Below are 16,941 nucleotides of genomic sequence, written 5' to 3'. Positions count from 1 at the left end.
ACGATGGGGCGGTGTTATTAGCCGGGACGTGGGATAGGCGCTGCCTTGCCCACGGCGCGCAGAACTAGTTTAAGGAAGATTTGTGACTGAAACAGCTGTTCAGGCGGTACGTCTTTTTACCAGCGAATCCGTGACAGAAGGTCACCCGGATAAGATTTGTGACGCTATCTCGGACGCCATTCTTGACGCCCTCCTTAAGGAAGACCCAAACGCACACGTCGCCGTGGAGACTCTTGTCACCACGGGTCAAGTTCACGTTGTGGGTGAGGTGCGTACCTCCGGGTATGTGGAGATCCCGCAGATTGTACGCAAGACCCTCGTGGAGATCGGGTTTACCTCCTCCGACGTGGGATTTGACGGCCACACTTGTGGAGTCAACGTAGCCATTGGTGAGCAATCCCAAGAGATTGGTGCCGGAGTGGACGCCTCAACCGAGGTTCGCTCGGGCCAGTTTGAGGATGACGATCAATATGGCGCTGGCGACCAGGGCCTCATGTTCGGCTACGCAACGAATGAGACTCCAGAATTCATGCCGCTGCCGATCTCTACGGCACACCACCTTTCGCGGCGCCTCACCCAGGTCCGCAAGGAAGGCATCGTTCCTTCCCTGCGCCCAGATGGCAAGACCCAGGTCACCTTTGCATATGACGAGGACGATGTGCCGACTCGCTTAGAGACGATTGTCATCTCCACCCAGCATGATCCGGAGGTGACCCAGGACTGGCTCGCGGAGCAGCTTCGCACCCATGTCGTCGAGTGGGTCGTCAACGATGCGAACCTGAGCAAGTACTACACCGAAGACACCGAGCTCCTCATCAACCCCTCTGGTTCCTTCATTCTTGGCGGGCCAATGAGTGATGCAGGCCTGACTGGGCGCAAGATCATCGTCGATACCTACGGCGGCATGGCTCGCCACGGTGGTGGTGCCTTCTCCGGCAAAGACCCGAGCAAGGTGGACCGCTCAGCCGCCTACGCTATGCGTTGGGTAGCTAAGAACATCGTGGCCGCCGGTCTGGCCGATCGCGCCGAAGTGCAGGTTGCATACGCTATTGGCCGCGCAAAGCCCGTTGGTCTCTATGTCGAAACCTTCGGCACTGCTCAACCCGGTTTGAGCGATGCCGACATTCAGGCTGCGGTGGACAAGGTTTTTGATCTGCGCCCCGCCGCCATTATCCGCGAGCTAAACCTGCAGCGCCCGATCTACCGTCAAACTGCGGCCTACGGTCACTTTGGCCGTACCGATGTTGACCTTCCGTGGGAGGACACCTCGCGGGCTGTCGACTTGCGCCGCGCCGCCGGCCTGTAGAATCGGGCGCTATGCCCAAGAAGACACCCGCCGCCCAGCAACCGGTCGCGCGGGTGTTGCCTTTGTTGGGGGTAGCGCACCTGGACCGCGAATTCGACTACCTCATCGATGAATCGGATTCGCAGGCCGCCCAGCCAGGCGTACGCGTGCGTATTCGCTTCAATGGCCGGCTGGTCGACGCCATCCTGCTCTCCCGCGCCAGCGATTCCGACTTCGCTGGATCACTTCGCTTTATCGATCGCGTCATTTCCCCCTTTGCGGTGTACTCGCCGGAAATGTCGGCGCTCATCGAATCCCTTGCGGCCCGCTATGGCGGCGTGCGCTCCGATATCATTCGCGCCGCTATCCCGGCGCGTCATGCGAAGGCTGAGGAAGCGGATGTCGATACACCGTGGGAAGAATTAGGCACAGCGGAGCACCCGGATCTTTCTGCGTGGTCCGGGTACCAGCATGGTGAGTCCTTCGTGGACTCAGTGCTGTCGGGCCATATCGCGCGAGCAGCATGGCAGATAGCGCCGGGGGAGGATTGGGCAAGCGCGCTGGCAGCGCTGGGCACCAGTGTGGCGCTCCAAGGCGGCGGCGTGCTCATGGTCGTACCCGACCAGAAGGACTTGGATCAGCTCGAGGAGGCTTTTCGCCGCCACGTCTCTGCCAAACAAATCACGGTGCTCGCGCACAGCACCGGCCCCCAGGCACGCTATCGCCGCTATCTATCGGCGCTGACAGGTCAAGCTCGAATCGTCATCGGGACGCGCTCCGCCGCCTTTGCCCCGGTCAAGGGCCTCCAATTGGCCGTCCTACTCAACGATGGCGACGATAGCCTGGTTGACAACCTCAAGCCCTATGTTCACTCCAGGGAAGTGCTGAGCACACGCTCCGCGCAGGAAGGTTGCAGCCTTATCCTCGCCGGCCACGCCCGCACCGCGGAAGCCCAACTGCTCGTTGAATCGGGGTGGGCCCACGATCTTCTACCCGCCGCCAACACACTGGAAGATAGGCGCCCCGAGATTGTTGCGGTGGGTGCGTATGGCGTCAACGTGGCCCGCCATATGCGGGGAGGCACGACGTCGGTAAGCGGCTCCGCCTTCCAAGCCACGCGCGCAGCCCTCGACCGCGGCGAGCCCGTCCTTGTTCAAGTCCCGCGCAAGGGCTACGCCCCAATCCTCGCCTGTGGGCAGTGCGCATCTCCTGCGCGGTGTCGTCATTGCAACGGCCCCTTAGGTCTGCCTTCCGCTCGCGGCTCGAAGCACGAGTCGACCGATTCTGCGGCGCTGCCCACGTGTCGGTGGTGCGGGCGCGTTGACGCGCATTACCGCTGTTCGGAGTGCGGCTCACCGCGGTTGCGCGCCATCGTGTTGGGCTCCGAGCGCACTGCGGAAGAGATGGGCCGGGCCTTTCCCAATACACGCGTGATTCAATCCGGTGGATCCACCGTCGTAGATGAAATCCCAGACGCACCGGCGCTCGTCATCGCGACACCCGGCGCGGAGCCGCGCGTAGCGAAAAGCGGGATGTACGGGGCTGCGCTCCTTGTGGAAACCGGGGCGTTGCTCGGCCGCCAGGATCTGCGCGCCACGGAGGACACGTTGGCCACATGGGCCGCGGCGGCCACCCTCGTAGCGCCAGCCAAAGAGGGTGGTGTCGTTATCGTCGCCGCGGATGAACAGCTGCCGCTTGTGGGCTTCTTTAGTCGGTGGGACATGGTGGGCGCCGCAGCGGCCGAGTTGCAGGCGCGCCGCGAGGTTCGCTTTCCACCCGCGGTGCATATGGCGGCGATCGACGGGGCCGACGCCTCCCTCGATGCATTCCTAGAGTTAGCGGAACTGCCGGAGCATGCGGAGCTTCTCGGGCCCGTACCGTTGCCGCCTGGCGTGAGCTTGCCGGGTGAATACGATCATGAGCGCGGCGGCGAACCACAGCGTCTGCTAATTCGAACCCCGCTGGGCCCGAGGTCCCTGCTGGGCCAGGCCTTGCGCACAGCCAATTCCTTGCGCAGCGCTCGCAAGGATGTCTTGCCTCTGCGTATCGCCGTGGATCCGATAAACATCGGTTAACGCTGCGCTCCTTTCCACCCCTGTCGAGCGCCTCCCGCGGAAGGTGAACTATTCTCGGTGCAGGAGCGCGGAGGGCCCTGGGCAGGCAAGGAATGCCAAGGCCGACAACCCCCGCACGACGTGCCACACCGTCAACCACGAGGAGTACCACTATGACCGTGCGAGAGGTTCGTCTCTACGGCGACCCGGTCCTCACCACCAGAGCTGAGGAAATCACCGAGTTCGGGCCATCATTGGAACGCTTAGCTCAGGACATGCTGGAGACAATGGAAGCCGCAGGGGGAGTAGGTTTAGCGGCCAACCAGATCGGTGTGACCAAACGCATCTTTGTCTTCGATTGCTCGCATTATCAGCATGGTTTGCGCGGTGCCGTCATTAACCCGGTATGGGAAGCGGTGGGCCAGGACATGCAGTTGGGGACCGAAGGTTGCTTGTCCATCCCCGGCATTTCTCAGCCCACTGAACGCTTTTCTACCGTACTTCTGCGCGGATTCGACCCACACGGCCGCCCGATTTCCATGCTTGCCTCTGGGCTGATGGCGCGTTGTATCCAACACGAGACGGACCACTTGGATGGGATCTTGTTCTTGCAGCGTCTGAGCGATGAGCTTCGGAAGGACTCTATGAAAACCATCCGCCAATCGGAGTGGTTCAACGCATAGCCGTAGCCCTGCTTAATCAGCAGTACAGCAGATTCATTTTTGAACATTAGATTTAGAAACTCTCACACGAGAAAGGCATGCTCTAGCAGTGCGTATTGTTTTTGCCGGAACCCCGGAGCCCGCAGTTGTGGCTTTGGAGAAGCTCATTGACTCACCCCATGAGGTGGCCGCCGTCATTACTCGGCCTGATGCCCGCCGGGGCCGTGGCCGCACCGTTCATCCAAGTCCGGTGAAGGCACTGGCGGAGAAACACGGTATCGAGGTGCTCACGCCGACCACACTTAAGCCTGGCACCGAGGACGGTGATGCCCTGCGTGCACGACTAGCAGACATTGCTCCCGAGGCTATCCCCGTGGTTGCCTACGGAAACCTGATCACCGAGGACTTGCTGAGCCTTCCGACGCACGGTTGGGTGAACCTTCACTTCTCCCTGCTCCCGGCGTGGCGTGGCGCGGCACCGGTGCAAGCAGCCATTGCGGCTGGGGATTCTCGCACTGGTGCTACGACCTTCCGCATCGACCAAGGCCTGGACACTGGGGACATCCTCGCCACGATCGACGAGGACATCCAAGACACCGATACCGCGGATGACCTATTGACGCGGCTGGCCTATGCCGGTGGCGAGCTCCTCGTGCGGACCATGGATGGGTTGGAAGACGGCAGCATCGCGCCGCAGCCGCAGGTAGGTGAAGCCTCTTATGCGCACAAGATCTCTACCGACGATGCCCGCATCGACTGGACTGCGCCCGCCGAGGCCGTTGATCGCCACATTCGCGCGCATACCCCGGGGCCGGGTGCTTGGACCCTGCTGGGGCAGTCACGCTTAAAGCTCGGTCCAGTAGAACCTGTGCCACCCACAGAACTTGAGGACCTTACTGAACATTCCGCGCTTTCCGCATTGCGGCCGGGTGAAGTTCACGTGTCCAAGAAGGAAGTGATGGTCGGTACTGGCAGCTCCCCGGTTCGTTTGGGAAAGATTCAACCGCCAGGCAAGAAGATGATGAATGCCGCCGACTGGGGCCGCGGGCTTGCGCACCAGTCTTCGCAGTCAGTAGAAGGCGGCGAGGATGAGGTGAAGTTCTCATGAGCGGAGGTTTTAGATCCCGCAGCAAGTCAGGCGATCCTGCAGACCGCGCGCCGCGTGGGAAGCAGCAACGCGGCGGTGCGAAACGCACTGCCAAGGGCAACAGGGAGCGTCGCGGCGGTCAGCGTCACGATACACGGCGCCCAGCGCCGTCGACCTCGGTGGTTTCTGCCGCGCAGCGCTGCGGGGTGGATCGTCCACGCGCGGTGGCTTTCGAAGTATTGCAACGCGTGGATGCAGACGATGCCTTTGCCAACCTCACGCTGCCGAAAGCCGTACGTGCCAATAGCCTCAGTGGCCGCGATGCTGCCTTCGCCACCGAGTTAACCTATGGCACGCTGCGGACCGAGGGCGTGCTCGATGCCGTCATCGCCGAGTGCTCCTCTCGTGGCCTCGACGCTATCGCCCCCGACGTGCTCACCGCCCTGCGAATGGGAACCTACCAGGTGCTCTATACCCGCGTTGAGGCACACGCGGCGGTCGATACTACCGTGCGCCTCGTGGAGGCAGTTGGTCAGGACAAGGCTAAAGGTTTTGCCAACGGCATCATGCGCACCATCACCCGTACGCCGGCGCAAGCGTGGTTGGATCAGCTTGCTCCCCAAGGTCAGGTGGCTGCTTTGGCCTTCCGCCATGCCCATCCGGAGTGGATTGCCCGCTCCTTCGGCCGTGCCTTGGGTGTGTTGGAACCCGATGGCACTGGTGCGCTCAGCGCCGACCAGTCGCGTGAGCTGGAGCTCGCACTCGAGGCGGACTCCCAACGCCCCGTTGTGCACTTGGTAGCGCGCCCCGGTGAGATCTCCGCCGAAGAACTCGCCCTGATCACCGGTTGCGAGGAAGGCCGCTATTCTCCCTATGCGGTCTACCTTGAGCACGGGGATCCTGGTTCGCTAGAGCCGGTTCGCCAACGGCTAGCGGCGGTCCAGGACGAAGGTTCGCAGCTCATTGCCCGCGCGGTAACGGAAGCCGAGCTCAGTGGTGAAGACACTGGACGCTGGCTGGATCTGTGCGCCGGACCTGGTGGCAAGGCCGCCCTTATGGGGGCCATCGCCCGAATTGAGGGCGCGACAGTCGATGCCGTTGAAGTCTCCCCGCATCGCGCCACCTTGGTGGAAAAGACGGTGGGGGACCTGCCTGTGCGCGTGCACCAAGCGGACGGCCGAGCACCAGGACTGAAACCAGGCTTCGACCGCGTGCTGGTCGACGCCCCCTGCTCCGGCCTAGGCGCGCTCCGCCGGCGCCCGGAAGCTCGCTGGCGCAAAGCCGAATCGGATATTGCGGAGCTTAACCAGCTGCAAACCGAGCTCCTGGAATCCGCGTTGGAGCTGGTGCGCCCAGGTGGCGTCGTGGTGTACTCGACTTGCTCGCCGGATCTGCGTGAGACCAGGGGCATCGTGGATGCCGCCGTGCAACGGCACGCAGAGGGATCAGCGATTCACATCGAAGAACTGGATGCGCGCGACGTGCTGCCGGAGATGGGGGACCTTGGCGCCGAGCTGTCCGCGCAGATGTGGCCGCACCGCCATGGCGCCGATGCGATGTTTTTCGCGGTCTTGCGCCGAGTAGCGGACTGAGGCTGCGAGAGGGACTAGGCTGAAGGTCATGTCTGCACTCTCGTCTGGTCCCATTATTTCCCCGTCCATCTTGGCCGCCGACTTCACCCGCTTGGGCGAAGAGGTCCGCGCCGTGGCCAACGCAGATTGGATCCACGTCGACATCATGGATGGACACTTCGTCCCGAACCTGTCTTTTGGCCCGGATATCACCGCGACGGTAGACGGGATTACACCCCAGACGCTGGACGTTCACCTCATGATTGAGGAACCCGAGAAGTGGGTAGAAACCTACGCCAAGGCCGGCGCCGATTGCATCATCTTCCACGTCGAGGCAGTCGCCGACAAGGACGCGGCCATCGCCCTCGCGCGTACAATCCGGGATTTAGGTGTGCGCGCGGGCTTTTCCATTAAGCCGGGCACGCCGATCGACCCTTGGCTGGACGCCCTCGAGCACTTCGACGAAGTGCTCGTTATGTCAGTTGAGCCGGGCTTTGGTGGTCAGAGCTTTATGCCGGATCAGCTGGACAAGGTGCGCGCCTTGCGCGCGGCCATCGACGAGCGTGGTCTGGACGTCCTCATCGAGATTGACGGTGGCATTTCCGCTGAAACGATTCGCTCCGCCGCCGAGGCGGGCTGCGATGCTTTCGTCGCAGGTTCCGCCATTTACAAACAAGCAGACAAGGCAGCGGCCGTCGACGAGCTGCGTAGCTTGGCCACGCTGTGATCCCACACCTAAACTCAGCGGTTCTCACGCGGGCGCTGCGTGTGGCCATGGAGGCCGGCGATAAGGTGCGCGGCACGACGAGCCCAAACCCGCCTGTAGGAGCAGTCATACTTGATGCCGCCGGCCGCGTCGCCGGTGTCGGCGCAACCCAGCCCCCGGGCGGTCCGCATGCCGAAGTCATGGCGTTACGCGAAGCGGGCGACAAGGCGCGGGGCGGCACGGCGGTCGTGACCTTGGAACCCTGTAACCACACCGGACGTACTGGGCCCTGTGCGCAGGCGCTTATCGATGCCTCTGTGGCCGCCGTTTACTTCCTTCACCCAGACCCCACCCCGGAGGCCGGCGGCGGCGCGGCCACATTGCGCGGCGCCGGCATTGCCGTGGGGCAGATTGAGGCGCCGGACGGCGTGAGCGATGCACTCGCCGGGTGGTTGGGTGCGGTGCGCTTGGGCCGGCCGCACGTGACGCTTAAGTTTGCCCAAAGCCTCGACGGGTTTACCGCCACAGTGGATGGCAGCAGCCAATGGATTACCGGGGAGCAGGCTCGCGAGCATGTGCACCGCGACCGGTCAAAAAGGGATGCCATCCTCATCGGCACGGGCACCGCGCTGGCTGATAACCCGTCGTTGACGGCACGTTACCGGGACGGCTCCTTGCGTGAAACGCAGCCGCGGCGCGTCGTCATCGGCTCCCGGGACGTGGACCGAGGCGGAAGCAGTAATCTGGCAAAGCTAGGTTTCGAGCACTATTCCACCCCGCAGGAGGCGCTAGCCGAGCTGTACGCCAGCGGCGCGCGCGACATTCTCGTCGAAGGCGGCGCTGGACTCGCGACGAGCTTTATGGAACTGGGCAGCGTGGATTGCATTCAGGCATACATCGGCAACGTCATCCTTGGCCAGGGCAGGGGAGTTCTCACTCGGGCTATGGCCGAGAACTTGGCGCTGGCTCCGAGGTGGCAGCGCGCGGCGGTTACCGAGCTTGGCGCCGACCTGCTCGTGGAATACCGGAAGAACGAGAAGTAGGAAAGGGGAGTACGGACTATGTTTACCGGACTCGTAGAAGAAATCGGGCACGTCGATAGCGTGGAACCGCAGGGCGATGCAGTCCGTTTGGGCATCGCGGCATCCACCGTGCTGAGTGATGCGCAGTTGGGTGATTCCATCGCTGTCAACGGCGTCTGCCTGACAGTAGCCGAGCTGGGAGAAGGAACCTTTATCGCAGACGTTATGAAGGAATCCTTGAACCGTAGTTCATTGGGAGAACTCGAAGTGGGTTCGGCGGTTAACCTCGAGCGGGCGGTGCTCCCAACGACTCGTTTGGGTGGCCACATCGTGCAGGGCCATGTCGACGGCACCGGCACGCTGCTTTCCCGCACCCCCTCGGAGCACTGGGAAGTGTTGCGTTTTAGCCTGCCGCGGGAGCTCGCCCGATACGTCGTGGAGAAGGGATCCATCGCCGTCCAAGGAACGTCCCTGACGGTGTCCGCGGTATCGGCTGATGAAGATAAACCTGGCGCGGATGGCTTTTTTGAGGTCTCTCTCATTCCCACCACATTGCGCGATACCGTGTTTGGTGCGATGGCGCCCGGTGCCCGCGTAAACCTCGAGGTAGACGTGGTTGCAAAGTATGTTGAGAAAATGGTTCACCCTAACGCCCACGCCGCGGGCACAGAGGGATAGAGTTAGTCCTTATGAGCGCTGCAGATTCAGCTTTTAGTTTAGATAGCGTCGAGCAAGCCATCGCCGACATCGCGGCCGGCAAGGCCGTCGTCGTCGTGGACAATGAAGATCGGGAAAACGAAGGTGATCTCATCTTCGCCGCCGAGCTCGCCACCCCGGAACTCGTGGCTTTCATGGTGCGTTATAGCTCCGGATATATTTGTGCACCTTTGCTCCCAGAGGACTGCAAGCGCCTGAACTTGCCCCCGATGATGGCGGTTAACCAGGACGTGCGGCAGACCGCCTACACCGTCACCGTGGACCTGGCTAATGGCTCCACTGGCATCTCCGCTACCTCGCGCTGTGAGACCATCCGCAAGTTGGCTGATCCCTCCTCCGAGCCGTCGCAGTTTACGCGCCCGGGCCATGTCGTCCCGCTGGCTGCCCGCCCGAATGGTGTGCTCGAGCGTGATGGCCACACGGAAGCCGCGATCGATCTGGCACGGTTGGCGGGGCTCCGCCCGGCCGGCGTGCTCTGTGAGATCGTTTCCGAAGAAGACCCCACGGATATGGCTCGCTCGCCGGAGCTGCGCCGCTTTGCCGACGCCCATGGGCTCACGATGATCTCCATCGAGCAGCTCATCGAATGGCGCCGCCACAATGAGCAACAGGTTCACCGCGAGGTAGAAACCCGCCTGCCCACCGAGTACGGCGAGTTTCGCGCGGTGGGCTATGTGAATGGCGTCGACAAGCGCGAGCACATTGCCCTCTTCGTCGGTGACGTGGAGAGCTATTCCGGTGCGGAAGACGTACCTGTCCGCGTGCACTCTGAGTGCCTGACCGGTGATGTCTTTGCATCTGAGCGCTGTGACTGCGGCCCGCAGCTGCAGGAATCCCTCCGCGCGGTCCAAGCGGCCGGGCGTGGCATTGTCATCTACCTTCGCGGACAGGAAGGGCGTGGCATTGGCTTGGTGAACAAGCTCAAGGCCTATCGCTTGCAAGATGACGGGATGGACACCGTCGACGCCAACGTGGAGCAGGGGCTGCCTGAAGACGCCCGCGAGTACTCCGTTGCCGGACAAATCCTGCGCGATGTGGGCGTGAAATCCGTCAACCTCTTGACCAACAACCCACACAAGGGTGAGGGGCTACAGGGCTTCGGCATTGACGCCACTGCCCGCACCGGCCTGGCGACACCCGCCACGGCCGAAAACATTAGCTATCTGCGCACGAAGCGCGACAGGATGGGCCATGACCTGCCACAGGTGGCCGAATGGGATCTCAAACACTCTTAGAGCATTAAGACCGAACTCTAGAACAAAACAAAGGAGCACACCGTGAGCAAGGAAGGCCTGCCAACCCCGAACAATGTCTCGGGAGAGGGACTGCGCGTCGCCGTGGTTACCGCCACATGGAACGCCGAGATCTGCGATCAGCTGCACCGCCGCGCGCTTGAGACCGCCGAAGCCGCTGGCGCTGAGGTCACTCCGTTGCGCGTCGTCGGTGCCCTTGAGCTGCCCGTCGTGGTCCAAGCTGCGGCGCGCACCCACGATGCTGTCGTGGCGCTGGGCTGTGTCGTCCGCGGCGGCACTCCGCACTTTGACTACGTGTGTGATTCGGTCACGCAGGGACTGACGCGCATTGCTCTCGACGAGTCGACGCCTGTAGGAAATGGTGTCCTGACGGTGAACGACTATGAGCAAGCCGTCGATCGCGCCGGATTTGAGAACTCTTCAGAAGATAAAGGCGCGGAGGCTATGCATGCAGCTTTAGAAACCGTGCATACGTTGCGTACACTGAACGAGTCGACCCTAAAGTAGGCTGCCAAGCGCAACCACGGCGATCTGCATATCGCGCAGGCCCGTGGCCTGTCTTAGCGGAGTGATGAGGAGATGGAAACTCGATGACTGATCCACAGGTGCCTTCGGCGCACGAAGAGCGCGCGCGGTCAGCCCGCGCTGGCAAGGCCTCCCAATCCTCGCAGCCGGGCGCGCCCGCTGCGTCTGGGGGTTCCTCGAGCGTGAGCGATGAGCAGGTGCGGGCTTATACCAGCGCCGATCCCTTCGCCCAGACTTCATCCAAGCCCTGGGAGTATGAGGCCACCTCGCCCTATCTGCGCAAGGTGGCAATCATCTGGATCATCCTTGTGATGGCAGCGCACCTGTTTATGGGCTTCACGGTTGGCTTGTCCTTTACCGGCGCGACTGTGACGACGATTGATAAGTTTGCCTTCCCCGGCGTCGGCGTGATTATCTCCATCCTGTCTTGGTTGGCACTGACGCGTCCGCGGCTGCGCGCGAACTCCGATGGCGTAGAGATCCGCAACATTGTGGGAACCCGCTTCTACCCGTGGCAGGTCATCTATGGTCTGTCCTTTCCCGAAGGCTCGCGCATGGCACGCATCGAACTTCCTGACTTTGAATATGTTCCGGTGTGGGCCCTGCAATCGGGCGATAAGCAGGACATTGTCACCAAGGTCCGCTCTTTCCGTGACTTGGAAGCACGCTACATGCCGCAGGATGACTAGTGGCTGATCCCTCTGAGTACCGCCCTGCGCCCGGAAGCATCCCCACGGATCCGGGCGTTTATAAGTTCCGCGATGACAATCGCCGCGTCATCTATGTGGGCAAGGCAAAGAATTTGCGGGCGCGGCTATCGAACTACTTTCAAGACATCACGCAACTGCACCCGCGGACCCGCCAAATGGTCCTCACTGCGGCTTCGGTGGAATGGACCGTGGTGGCCAGCGAAGTGGAAGCGCTGCAGTTGGAGTACACGTGGATTAAGCGCTTCGATCCACGCTTCAACGTCATGTACCGCGATGACAAAACGTATCCGATGCTCGCGGTATCTGTGGGGGAGACCATCCCGCGAGCGTTTTTCTACCGCGGGCCTCGCCGTAAAGGTGTGCGCTACTTTGGCCCCTATTCCCACGCCTGGGCGGTGCGTGAATCGCTTGACCTGCTGACGCGAATTTTCCCCATGCGCACGTGCGCCAAAGGGGTATTCAACCGCCATGAGCGCTTGGGGCGGCCTTGTTTGTTGGGGTATATCGGAAAATGCGACGCCCCGTGCATTGGCAGGGTGAGCGCCGAGGAACACCGTGAGACGGTGAACCAGCTGCTGAGTTTCATGAACGGCAATACCGGTCCTGTGCGCAAGCGACTAACGCAGCGAATGGAGGAGGCCTCAGAGAACCTCGAGTTCGAGCTGGCTGCCCGCCTGCGCGACGATCTCGGCGCGATTGACAAGCTCATGGAGCAACAGGCTGTGGTGCTTTCCGACGGCACCGACGCCGACCTCATCGCGTTTAGCTCTGACGAGTTGGAGGCGGCAGTTCAGATCTTTCACGTGCGCGCGGGGCGCATCCGCGGCCAGCGCGGCTGGGTGGTGGAACGCTCCGGTGACCAAGCCATCACGGAGCCAATCGAGGAGGGACAGCCTGATCCGGGGCTTCCGGCGCTCATCCAGAATTTCTTAATCCAGTTCTATTCGGATGTCGTGGAGCGCCAGCGCCAGGAGGCCGCGGAAGACGCCAAGCTGGAGCGCAGGGGAGTAGACCAGGAATCCCGTACCGCGGTTCATCGGGGAAACGCCATCCCTCGTGAGATCTTGGTCCAAACGCTGCCGGACGAAGCCGATGAGGTGAAGATAGTTCTGGAGGACCTGCGGGGCGCGCAGATTGACTTGCGGGTTCCGCAACGCGGTGACAAGCGCGCCTTGATGGAGACCGTCGAGCGCAATGCGAAGGAACAGCTGCGGCAGCACAAACTCAAGCGAGTCGGAGACCTTACTGCCCGATCCGCAGCCCTGCAGGAGCTGCAGGAAGCGTTGGACATGGATTCCGCGCCGCTGCGCATCGAGTGCACGGATATCTCGCACATTCAGGGCACCGATGTCGTGGCCTCCCTGGTGGTTTTCGAAGATGGGCTACCGCGCAAGTCCGATTACCGCCGCTACCGCATCAAGGAGGCGGCGGGCGATGGCCGCTCGAACGACGTGGGGTCTATCGCTGAGGTGACTCGGCGCCGCTTCAAGCACCACCACGAGGACAAACGAGCGGTTCCGGACGAGGAGCTGGAGAACACCACCTTCGCTGAAGAAATGGTCCGCGAGGAGGCCGCGAGCCAGACCAAACGCAGCTCCTACCCGCCGCAACTGTTCATCGTCGACGGTGGCGCACCGCAGGTGGCGGCGGCGCAGGCGGTGTTCGACGAGCTCGGCATCGTCGATGTGACACTCATCGGCCTGGCCAAGCGCCTGGAAGAAGTGTGGGTCCCGGGCGATGATGAGCCGGTGATTCTGCCGCGTAATTCGCAGGCGCTATATCTTCTTCAGCACCTCCGCGATGAGGCGCACCGCGTAGCTATTACGTACCACCGACAGCAGCGGTCGAAGCGGATGCGCTCGTCCGTACTCGATGCGGTACCGGGATTGGGGCCGCAGCGGCGCACCGATCTGGTGAAGCACTTCGGCTCAGTGAAGAAGCTCAAAGAGGCCAGCGTGGAGGAGATTGCTGCGGTGAAGGGGTTTGGCCCGAAGCTGGCGCAGACGGTATTTGATCATCTCCAGGATTCCTAAGCAGGATTCCCTCCTTGCCTCGTGATCAGATGGTAAGAATGGAAGTCATGACGCTGTTAGACTCCCCACCCATTTTGATCACGGGCATGTCAGGCGGTGGCCTGACGTCGGCGGCTAAAGTGCTGGAGGATAAGGGCTATTACGTAGCCCACAACATTCCGCCGAAGTCTATCGTCGACCTGCTGAGGCTGTGCGCTCGGCCCGATTCCCCGGTGACAAAGATTGCCGCGGTGACCGATGTGCGTTCCCGAATGTTTCCGGGTTCTTTAGCGGAAACCTTGGAGGAACTCGAAAAGCTGGACATGAAGCCCACCTTGCTTTTCCTCGATGCGCGCGATGATGTGCTCATCCGTCGCTTCGATTCGGTGCGTCGTACCCACCCGATGCAGGAGGGTGAAACCCTCAAAGCAGGCATCCAACGAGAGCGCGCAGCGGTGCAATCAATTCGCGAGCGCGCGGACATCATCATCGATACGACCAACCTGTCCGTCCATGATCTGCGGCGCGCTATCGAAGCATCCTTCGGCGAAATGGGTCATGAGAAGCAACACGTCACGCTTGAGTCCTTCGGCTTCAAGCATGGCTCCCCGCGTGACGCGGACCTTGTCGTTGATGTTCGGTTTCTTCCCAATCCCTATTGGGTACCTGAGCTGCGGGGGTACCGTGGCACCGACGAGCCGGTTGCGGATTATGTCTTGTCTCAAGAGGCGGCTGAGCCCTTTATCGAGCGGTTCATCACCATGTTTGACTCGATGCTCACCGGCTACCGCCATGAGGGGAAGAACTTCATCACCGTGGGCATCGGTTGTACCGGTGGGCACCATCGCTCGGTGGCCGTTACGGAAGAAATCGCCCGCCGCCTCAGGGACCGCGGTGACCTCGATGTGAGCACGTTGCACCGAGATATTTCTCGCGATTAGGTGCGATAAGATACATATTCATTCCCTACCTGAATAGTTGAAAGCTAGTGTTCCCGTGACGACTCTCCCTATCCACATGGCTAGCCTGGGCGGCGGCCATGGGCTGTATCAAACTCTGCTGGCCGCACGCCGTACGGGCGCGGAGACAATCTCCGCCATTGTTACCGTGGCCGATGATGGCGGTTCCTCCGGCCGGTTGCGCCGTGAGATGGACATAATCCCGCCTGGTGATTTGCGCATGGCCCTTGCAGCTCTGTCGAGCGATTCGGAAGAAGGACAGCTGTGGGCTTCTACTTTGCAGCATCGATTCCAGAGCACTGGTGCCATGGCTGGGCACGCTGTGGGCAATCTCCTTATCGCCGGACTCAACGAGGTGTTGGGGGACTTCCAGGCGGCGCTCGATGCCGTTGCGCGTTTGACGGAGTCGGCCGGACGGGTGCTGCCGGCCGTAAATCTACCGCTCGAGATTGAGGCGGATGTTTCCGGGCTTGACGACGACCCCCGTATCATGCGCTCCGTGCGCGGCCAGGTGGCCGTTGCCTCAACTGTGGGGCAGGTGCGCCGCGTGCGCATTATCCCGGAGAAGCCGGAAGCTAACCCGGAAACGATCGCTGCGCTGCACGACGCGGATTTGATCACCTTGGGCCCCGGCTCGTGGTTTAGCTCCGTGCTCCCGCACGTTCTCGTTCCAGACATCGTCAACGCTATAACGTCGTCGGATGCCCTTCGCGTGGTGGTGCTCAATCTTTCCGCCGAACCAGGGGAGACCCAGGGGTTTTCTGCGGAGCGCCACCTGCACGTGCTAGCGCAGCATGCGCCAAACCTGCGGGTCGACAAAGTCATCGTCGACGGCACCGGTCTCCCCAATGAATCGGAGCGAGTCTTTGTGCAGCGCGCTGCTAGTGTGCTCGGCGCCAGCGCAGTATTTCGGGATGTCTGTCAGACGGACGCTGACGGGAACTCGCTGAACAAACACTGTCCAGACAAGCTAGCGCAAGTTCTCACCGAACTGTATTCCGAGTACGCTGCCGAACGTGGGGCGACGGCGGGTGCCCCGGGCACTCATCGGGGCTAGGCGCACGATAGACTATGGGGCATTCATTGTTCACTGCTACGTCATAGCGCACAAGCGCGGCGCGACGCGTTGCGTGCCTTCCAGAGTGAGGTCAGGTTGCGTCGTACTGCGCTACTGCCGACGTTCGCGGTGCACTGTGTCAAGAGTCGAAAGGGGAGGCACGAGGTGTCTGCGTCGTTGACCGAGCAGGTCAAGGAAGAGCTTACGGCGGTGTCCGTACCGCGCCAGTCCGCTCGTGCGGCGGAGGTTGCCGCAATTCTCAGGTTTGCCGGTGACCTCCACATCACCGGGGATCGAGTGAGGTACGAGGTCGAATTGGAATCCCAGAGCGTGGCCAATCGTTTGGTCACTGCGCTCGATGAGCTGTACTCAATCGCGGCGAGCACCCATGTGGCGGGTCCCGCTGCATCCTCTAAGAAGAGTAGAGTGCAAGTGCGAATCACCTCCGGGGCCAAGGAGCTTACGAGGCGGCTGGGTTTGGTAACTCGTTCCGGACACCCCGTGGTGGGCCTGCCACCGCAGGTCATTTCAGGTTCTGTTGCTGATAATGAAGCGGCGTGGCGTGGAGCCTTCTTGGCTCAAGGATCATTGACAGAGCCGGGCCGCTCTTCAGCGCTCGAGGTGACGTGTCCGTGCCAGGAGGCGGCTCTCGCCCTCGTGGGCTGCGCGCGCCGTTTGGGCGTGGTGGCGAAGACCAAGGAAACACGCGGCGCCGACCGCGTCGTGGTGCGCGATGGCGACGCCATTGGCGCGTTGCTGACCCGTATGGGCGCTCAGGAGACTCGCCTGACGTGGGAAAAGAAGCGCATCCAGCGAGAGGCTCACGACACCTCTCGCCGCCTCGACAACTTTGACGATGCCAACTTGCGCCGTTCCGCGCGAGCGGCAGTAACCGCTGCGGCCCGCGTCGAGCGTGCCATGGTGATCTTGGGTGATGACGTGCCGGAGCACTTGGCTGATGCTGGCCGTCTACGTGTGCAGCACCGCGAAGCCTCCTTGGAAGAACTCGGGCGATTGGCAGATCCGCCGATGACCAAGGACGCGGTGGCTGGGCGTATTCGCCGCTTATTGTCCATGGCGGATAAGCGCGCCAAGGAACTTGGTGTACCGGATACGACGAAAGCGGTGACTGAGGATCTCTTTGAGGAGTCCTAGAATCCAAACGTCTTAGTTTCCAATCCTTGCCCCAGACAGAGTCGTGGGTGCCCGTTCGGGCACTGAAAGGCTCTTCTGGGGCATTTTTTATGGTTTGAATGCCAGTACTGTTTTTGGGTTAACCCGCTCTTTTCCGGTTAAGTGAGATATCCCACCCTACAATTCC

Annotated in this window: 15 protein-coding genes; all 15 read left to right on the top strand. The window is 61.8% G+C overall.

Features of this window, described 5'->3' with window-relative positions:
* Positions 1–82 precede the first annotated feature (82 nt).
* Entirely contained in the window at positions 83–1,306 is a 1,224-nt protein-coding gene (gene metK / locus HMPREF2604_RS10720; protein ID WP_070565353.1) for a methionine adenosyltransferase, read from the top strand.
* Positions 1,307–1,317: 11 nt separating this feature from the next.
* On the top strand, positions 1,318–3,360 hold the full coding sequence (locus HMPREF2604_RS10715; protein ID WP_070565351.1) for a primosomal protein N': 2,043 nt from the start codon (positions 1,318–1,320) through the stop codon (positions 3,358–3,360).
* A gap of 152 nt (positions 3,361–3,512) precedes the next feature.
* Positions 3,513–4,022: a peptide deformylase gene (gene def, locus HMPREF2604_RS10710; protein ID WP_070524315.1), complete on the top strand. Its 510-nt coding sequence runs from the start codon at positions 3,513–3,515 to the stop codon at positions 4,020–4,022.
* 88 nt (positions 4,023–4,110) lie between these two features.
* On the top strand, positions 4,111–5,109 hold the full coding sequence (fmt, locus tag HMPREF2604_RS10705; protein ID WP_070565346.1) for a methionyl-tRNA formyltransferase: 999 nt from the start codon (positions 4,111–4,113) through the stop codon (positions 5,107–5,109).
* Positions 5,106–6,680, top strand: a complete 1,575-nt coding sequence (locus tag HMPREF2604_RS10700) for an RsmB/NOP family class I SAM-dependent RNA methyltransferase (RefSeq protein ID WP_070524312.1) — start codon at positions 5,106–5,108, stop codon at positions 6,678–6,680. The genes fmt and HMPREF2604_RS10700 overlap by 4 nt, the downstream gene beginning before the upstream one ends.
* A 28-nt stretch (positions 6,681–6,708) precedes the next feature.
* Positions 6,709–7,386, top strand: coding sequence for a ribulose-phosphate 3-epimerase (rpe, locus tag HMPREF2604_RS10695; protein WP_070565344.1), 678 nt, complete (start codon positions 6,709–6,711; stop codon positions 7,384–7,386).
* Positions 7,383–8,408 carry a bifunctional diaminohydroxyphosphoribosylaminopyrimidine deaminase/5-amino-6-(5-phosphoribosylamino)uracil reductase RibD gene (gene ribD / locus HMPREF2604_RS10690; RefSeq protein WP_083299249.1) on the top strand — a complete coding sequence of 342 codons (1,026 nt, stop codon included), beginning with the start codon at positions 7,383–7,385 and terminating at the stop codon, positions 8,406–8,408. The genes rpe and ribD overlap by 4 nt, the downstream gene beginning before the upstream one ends.
* Before the next feature lie 18 nt (positions 8,409–8,426).
* A complete protein-coding gene (locus tag HMPREF2604_RS10685; protein WP_070565342.1) occupies positions 8,427–9,065 on the top strand; it encodes a riboflavin synthase in 639 nt (212 codons plus the stop codon).
* Between the two features lie 11 nt (positions 9,066–9,076).
* Positions 9,077–10,339, top strand: coding sequence for a bifunctional 3,4-dihydroxy-2-butanone-4-phosphate synthase/GTP cyclohydrolase II (locus HMPREF2604_RS10680; protein ID WP_070524307.1), 1,263 nt, complete (start codon positions 9,077–9,079; stop codon positions 10,337–10,339).
* Between the two features lie 42 nt (positions 10,340–10,381).
* Positions 10,382–10,864 carry a 6,7-dimethyl-8-ribityllumazine synthase gene (gene ribH, locus HMPREF2604_RS10675; protein ID WP_070524305.1) on the top strand — a complete coding sequence of 161 codons (483 nt, stop codon included), beginning with the start codon at positions 10,382–10,384 and terminating at the stop codon, positions 10,862–10,864.
* A gap of 83 nt (positions 10,865–10,947) precedes the next feature.
* Positions 10,948–11,571: a PH domain-containing protein gene (locus tag HMPREF2604_RS10670; RefSeq protein WP_070524303.1), complete on the top strand. Its 624-nt coding sequence runs from the start codon at positions 10,948–10,950 to the stop codon at positions 11,569–11,571.
* Positions 11,571–13,625, top strand: a complete 2,055-nt coding sequence (gene uvrC / locus HMPREF2604_RS10665) for an excinuclease ABC subunit UvrC (protein ID WP_070524301.1) — start codon at positions 11,571–11,573, stop codon at positions 13,623–13,625. The genes HMPREF2604_RS10670 and uvrC overlap by 1 nt, the downstream gene beginning before the upstream one ends.
* A gap of 38 nt (positions 13,626–13,663) precedes the next feature.
* On the top strand, positions 13,664–14,545 hold the full coding sequence (rapZ, locus tag HMPREF2604_RS10660; protein ID WP_070524299.1) for an RNase adapter RapZ: 882 nt from the start codon (positions 13,664–13,666) through the stop codon (positions 14,543–14,545).
* A gap of 76 nt (positions 14,546–14,621) precedes the next feature.
* Positions 14,622–15,620: a gluconeogenesis factor YvcK family protein gene (gene yvcK / locus HMPREF2604_RS10655; protein ID WP_070524298.1), complete on the top strand. Its 999-nt coding sequence runs from the start codon at positions 14,622–14,624 to the stop codon at positions 15,618–15,620.
* A 165-nt stretch (positions 15,621–15,785) separates the two neighbouring features.
* On the top strand, positions 15,786–16,775 hold the full coding sequence (gene whiA / locus HMPREF2604_RS10650; protein ID WP_070524296.1) for a DNA-binding protein WhiA: 990 nt from the start codon (positions 15,786–15,788) through the stop codon (positions 16,773–16,775).
* Positions 16,776–16,941: the final 166 nt, after the last annotated feature.

It is taken from the genome of Corynebacterium sp. HMSC055A01 (assembly GCF_001809405.1).
GTDB lineage: Bacteria > Actinomycetota > Actinomycetes > Mycobacteriales > Mycobacteriaceae > Corynebacterium > Corynebacterium hesseae.
This window is presented reverse-complemented; position numbering and strand designations above follow the sequence as displayed.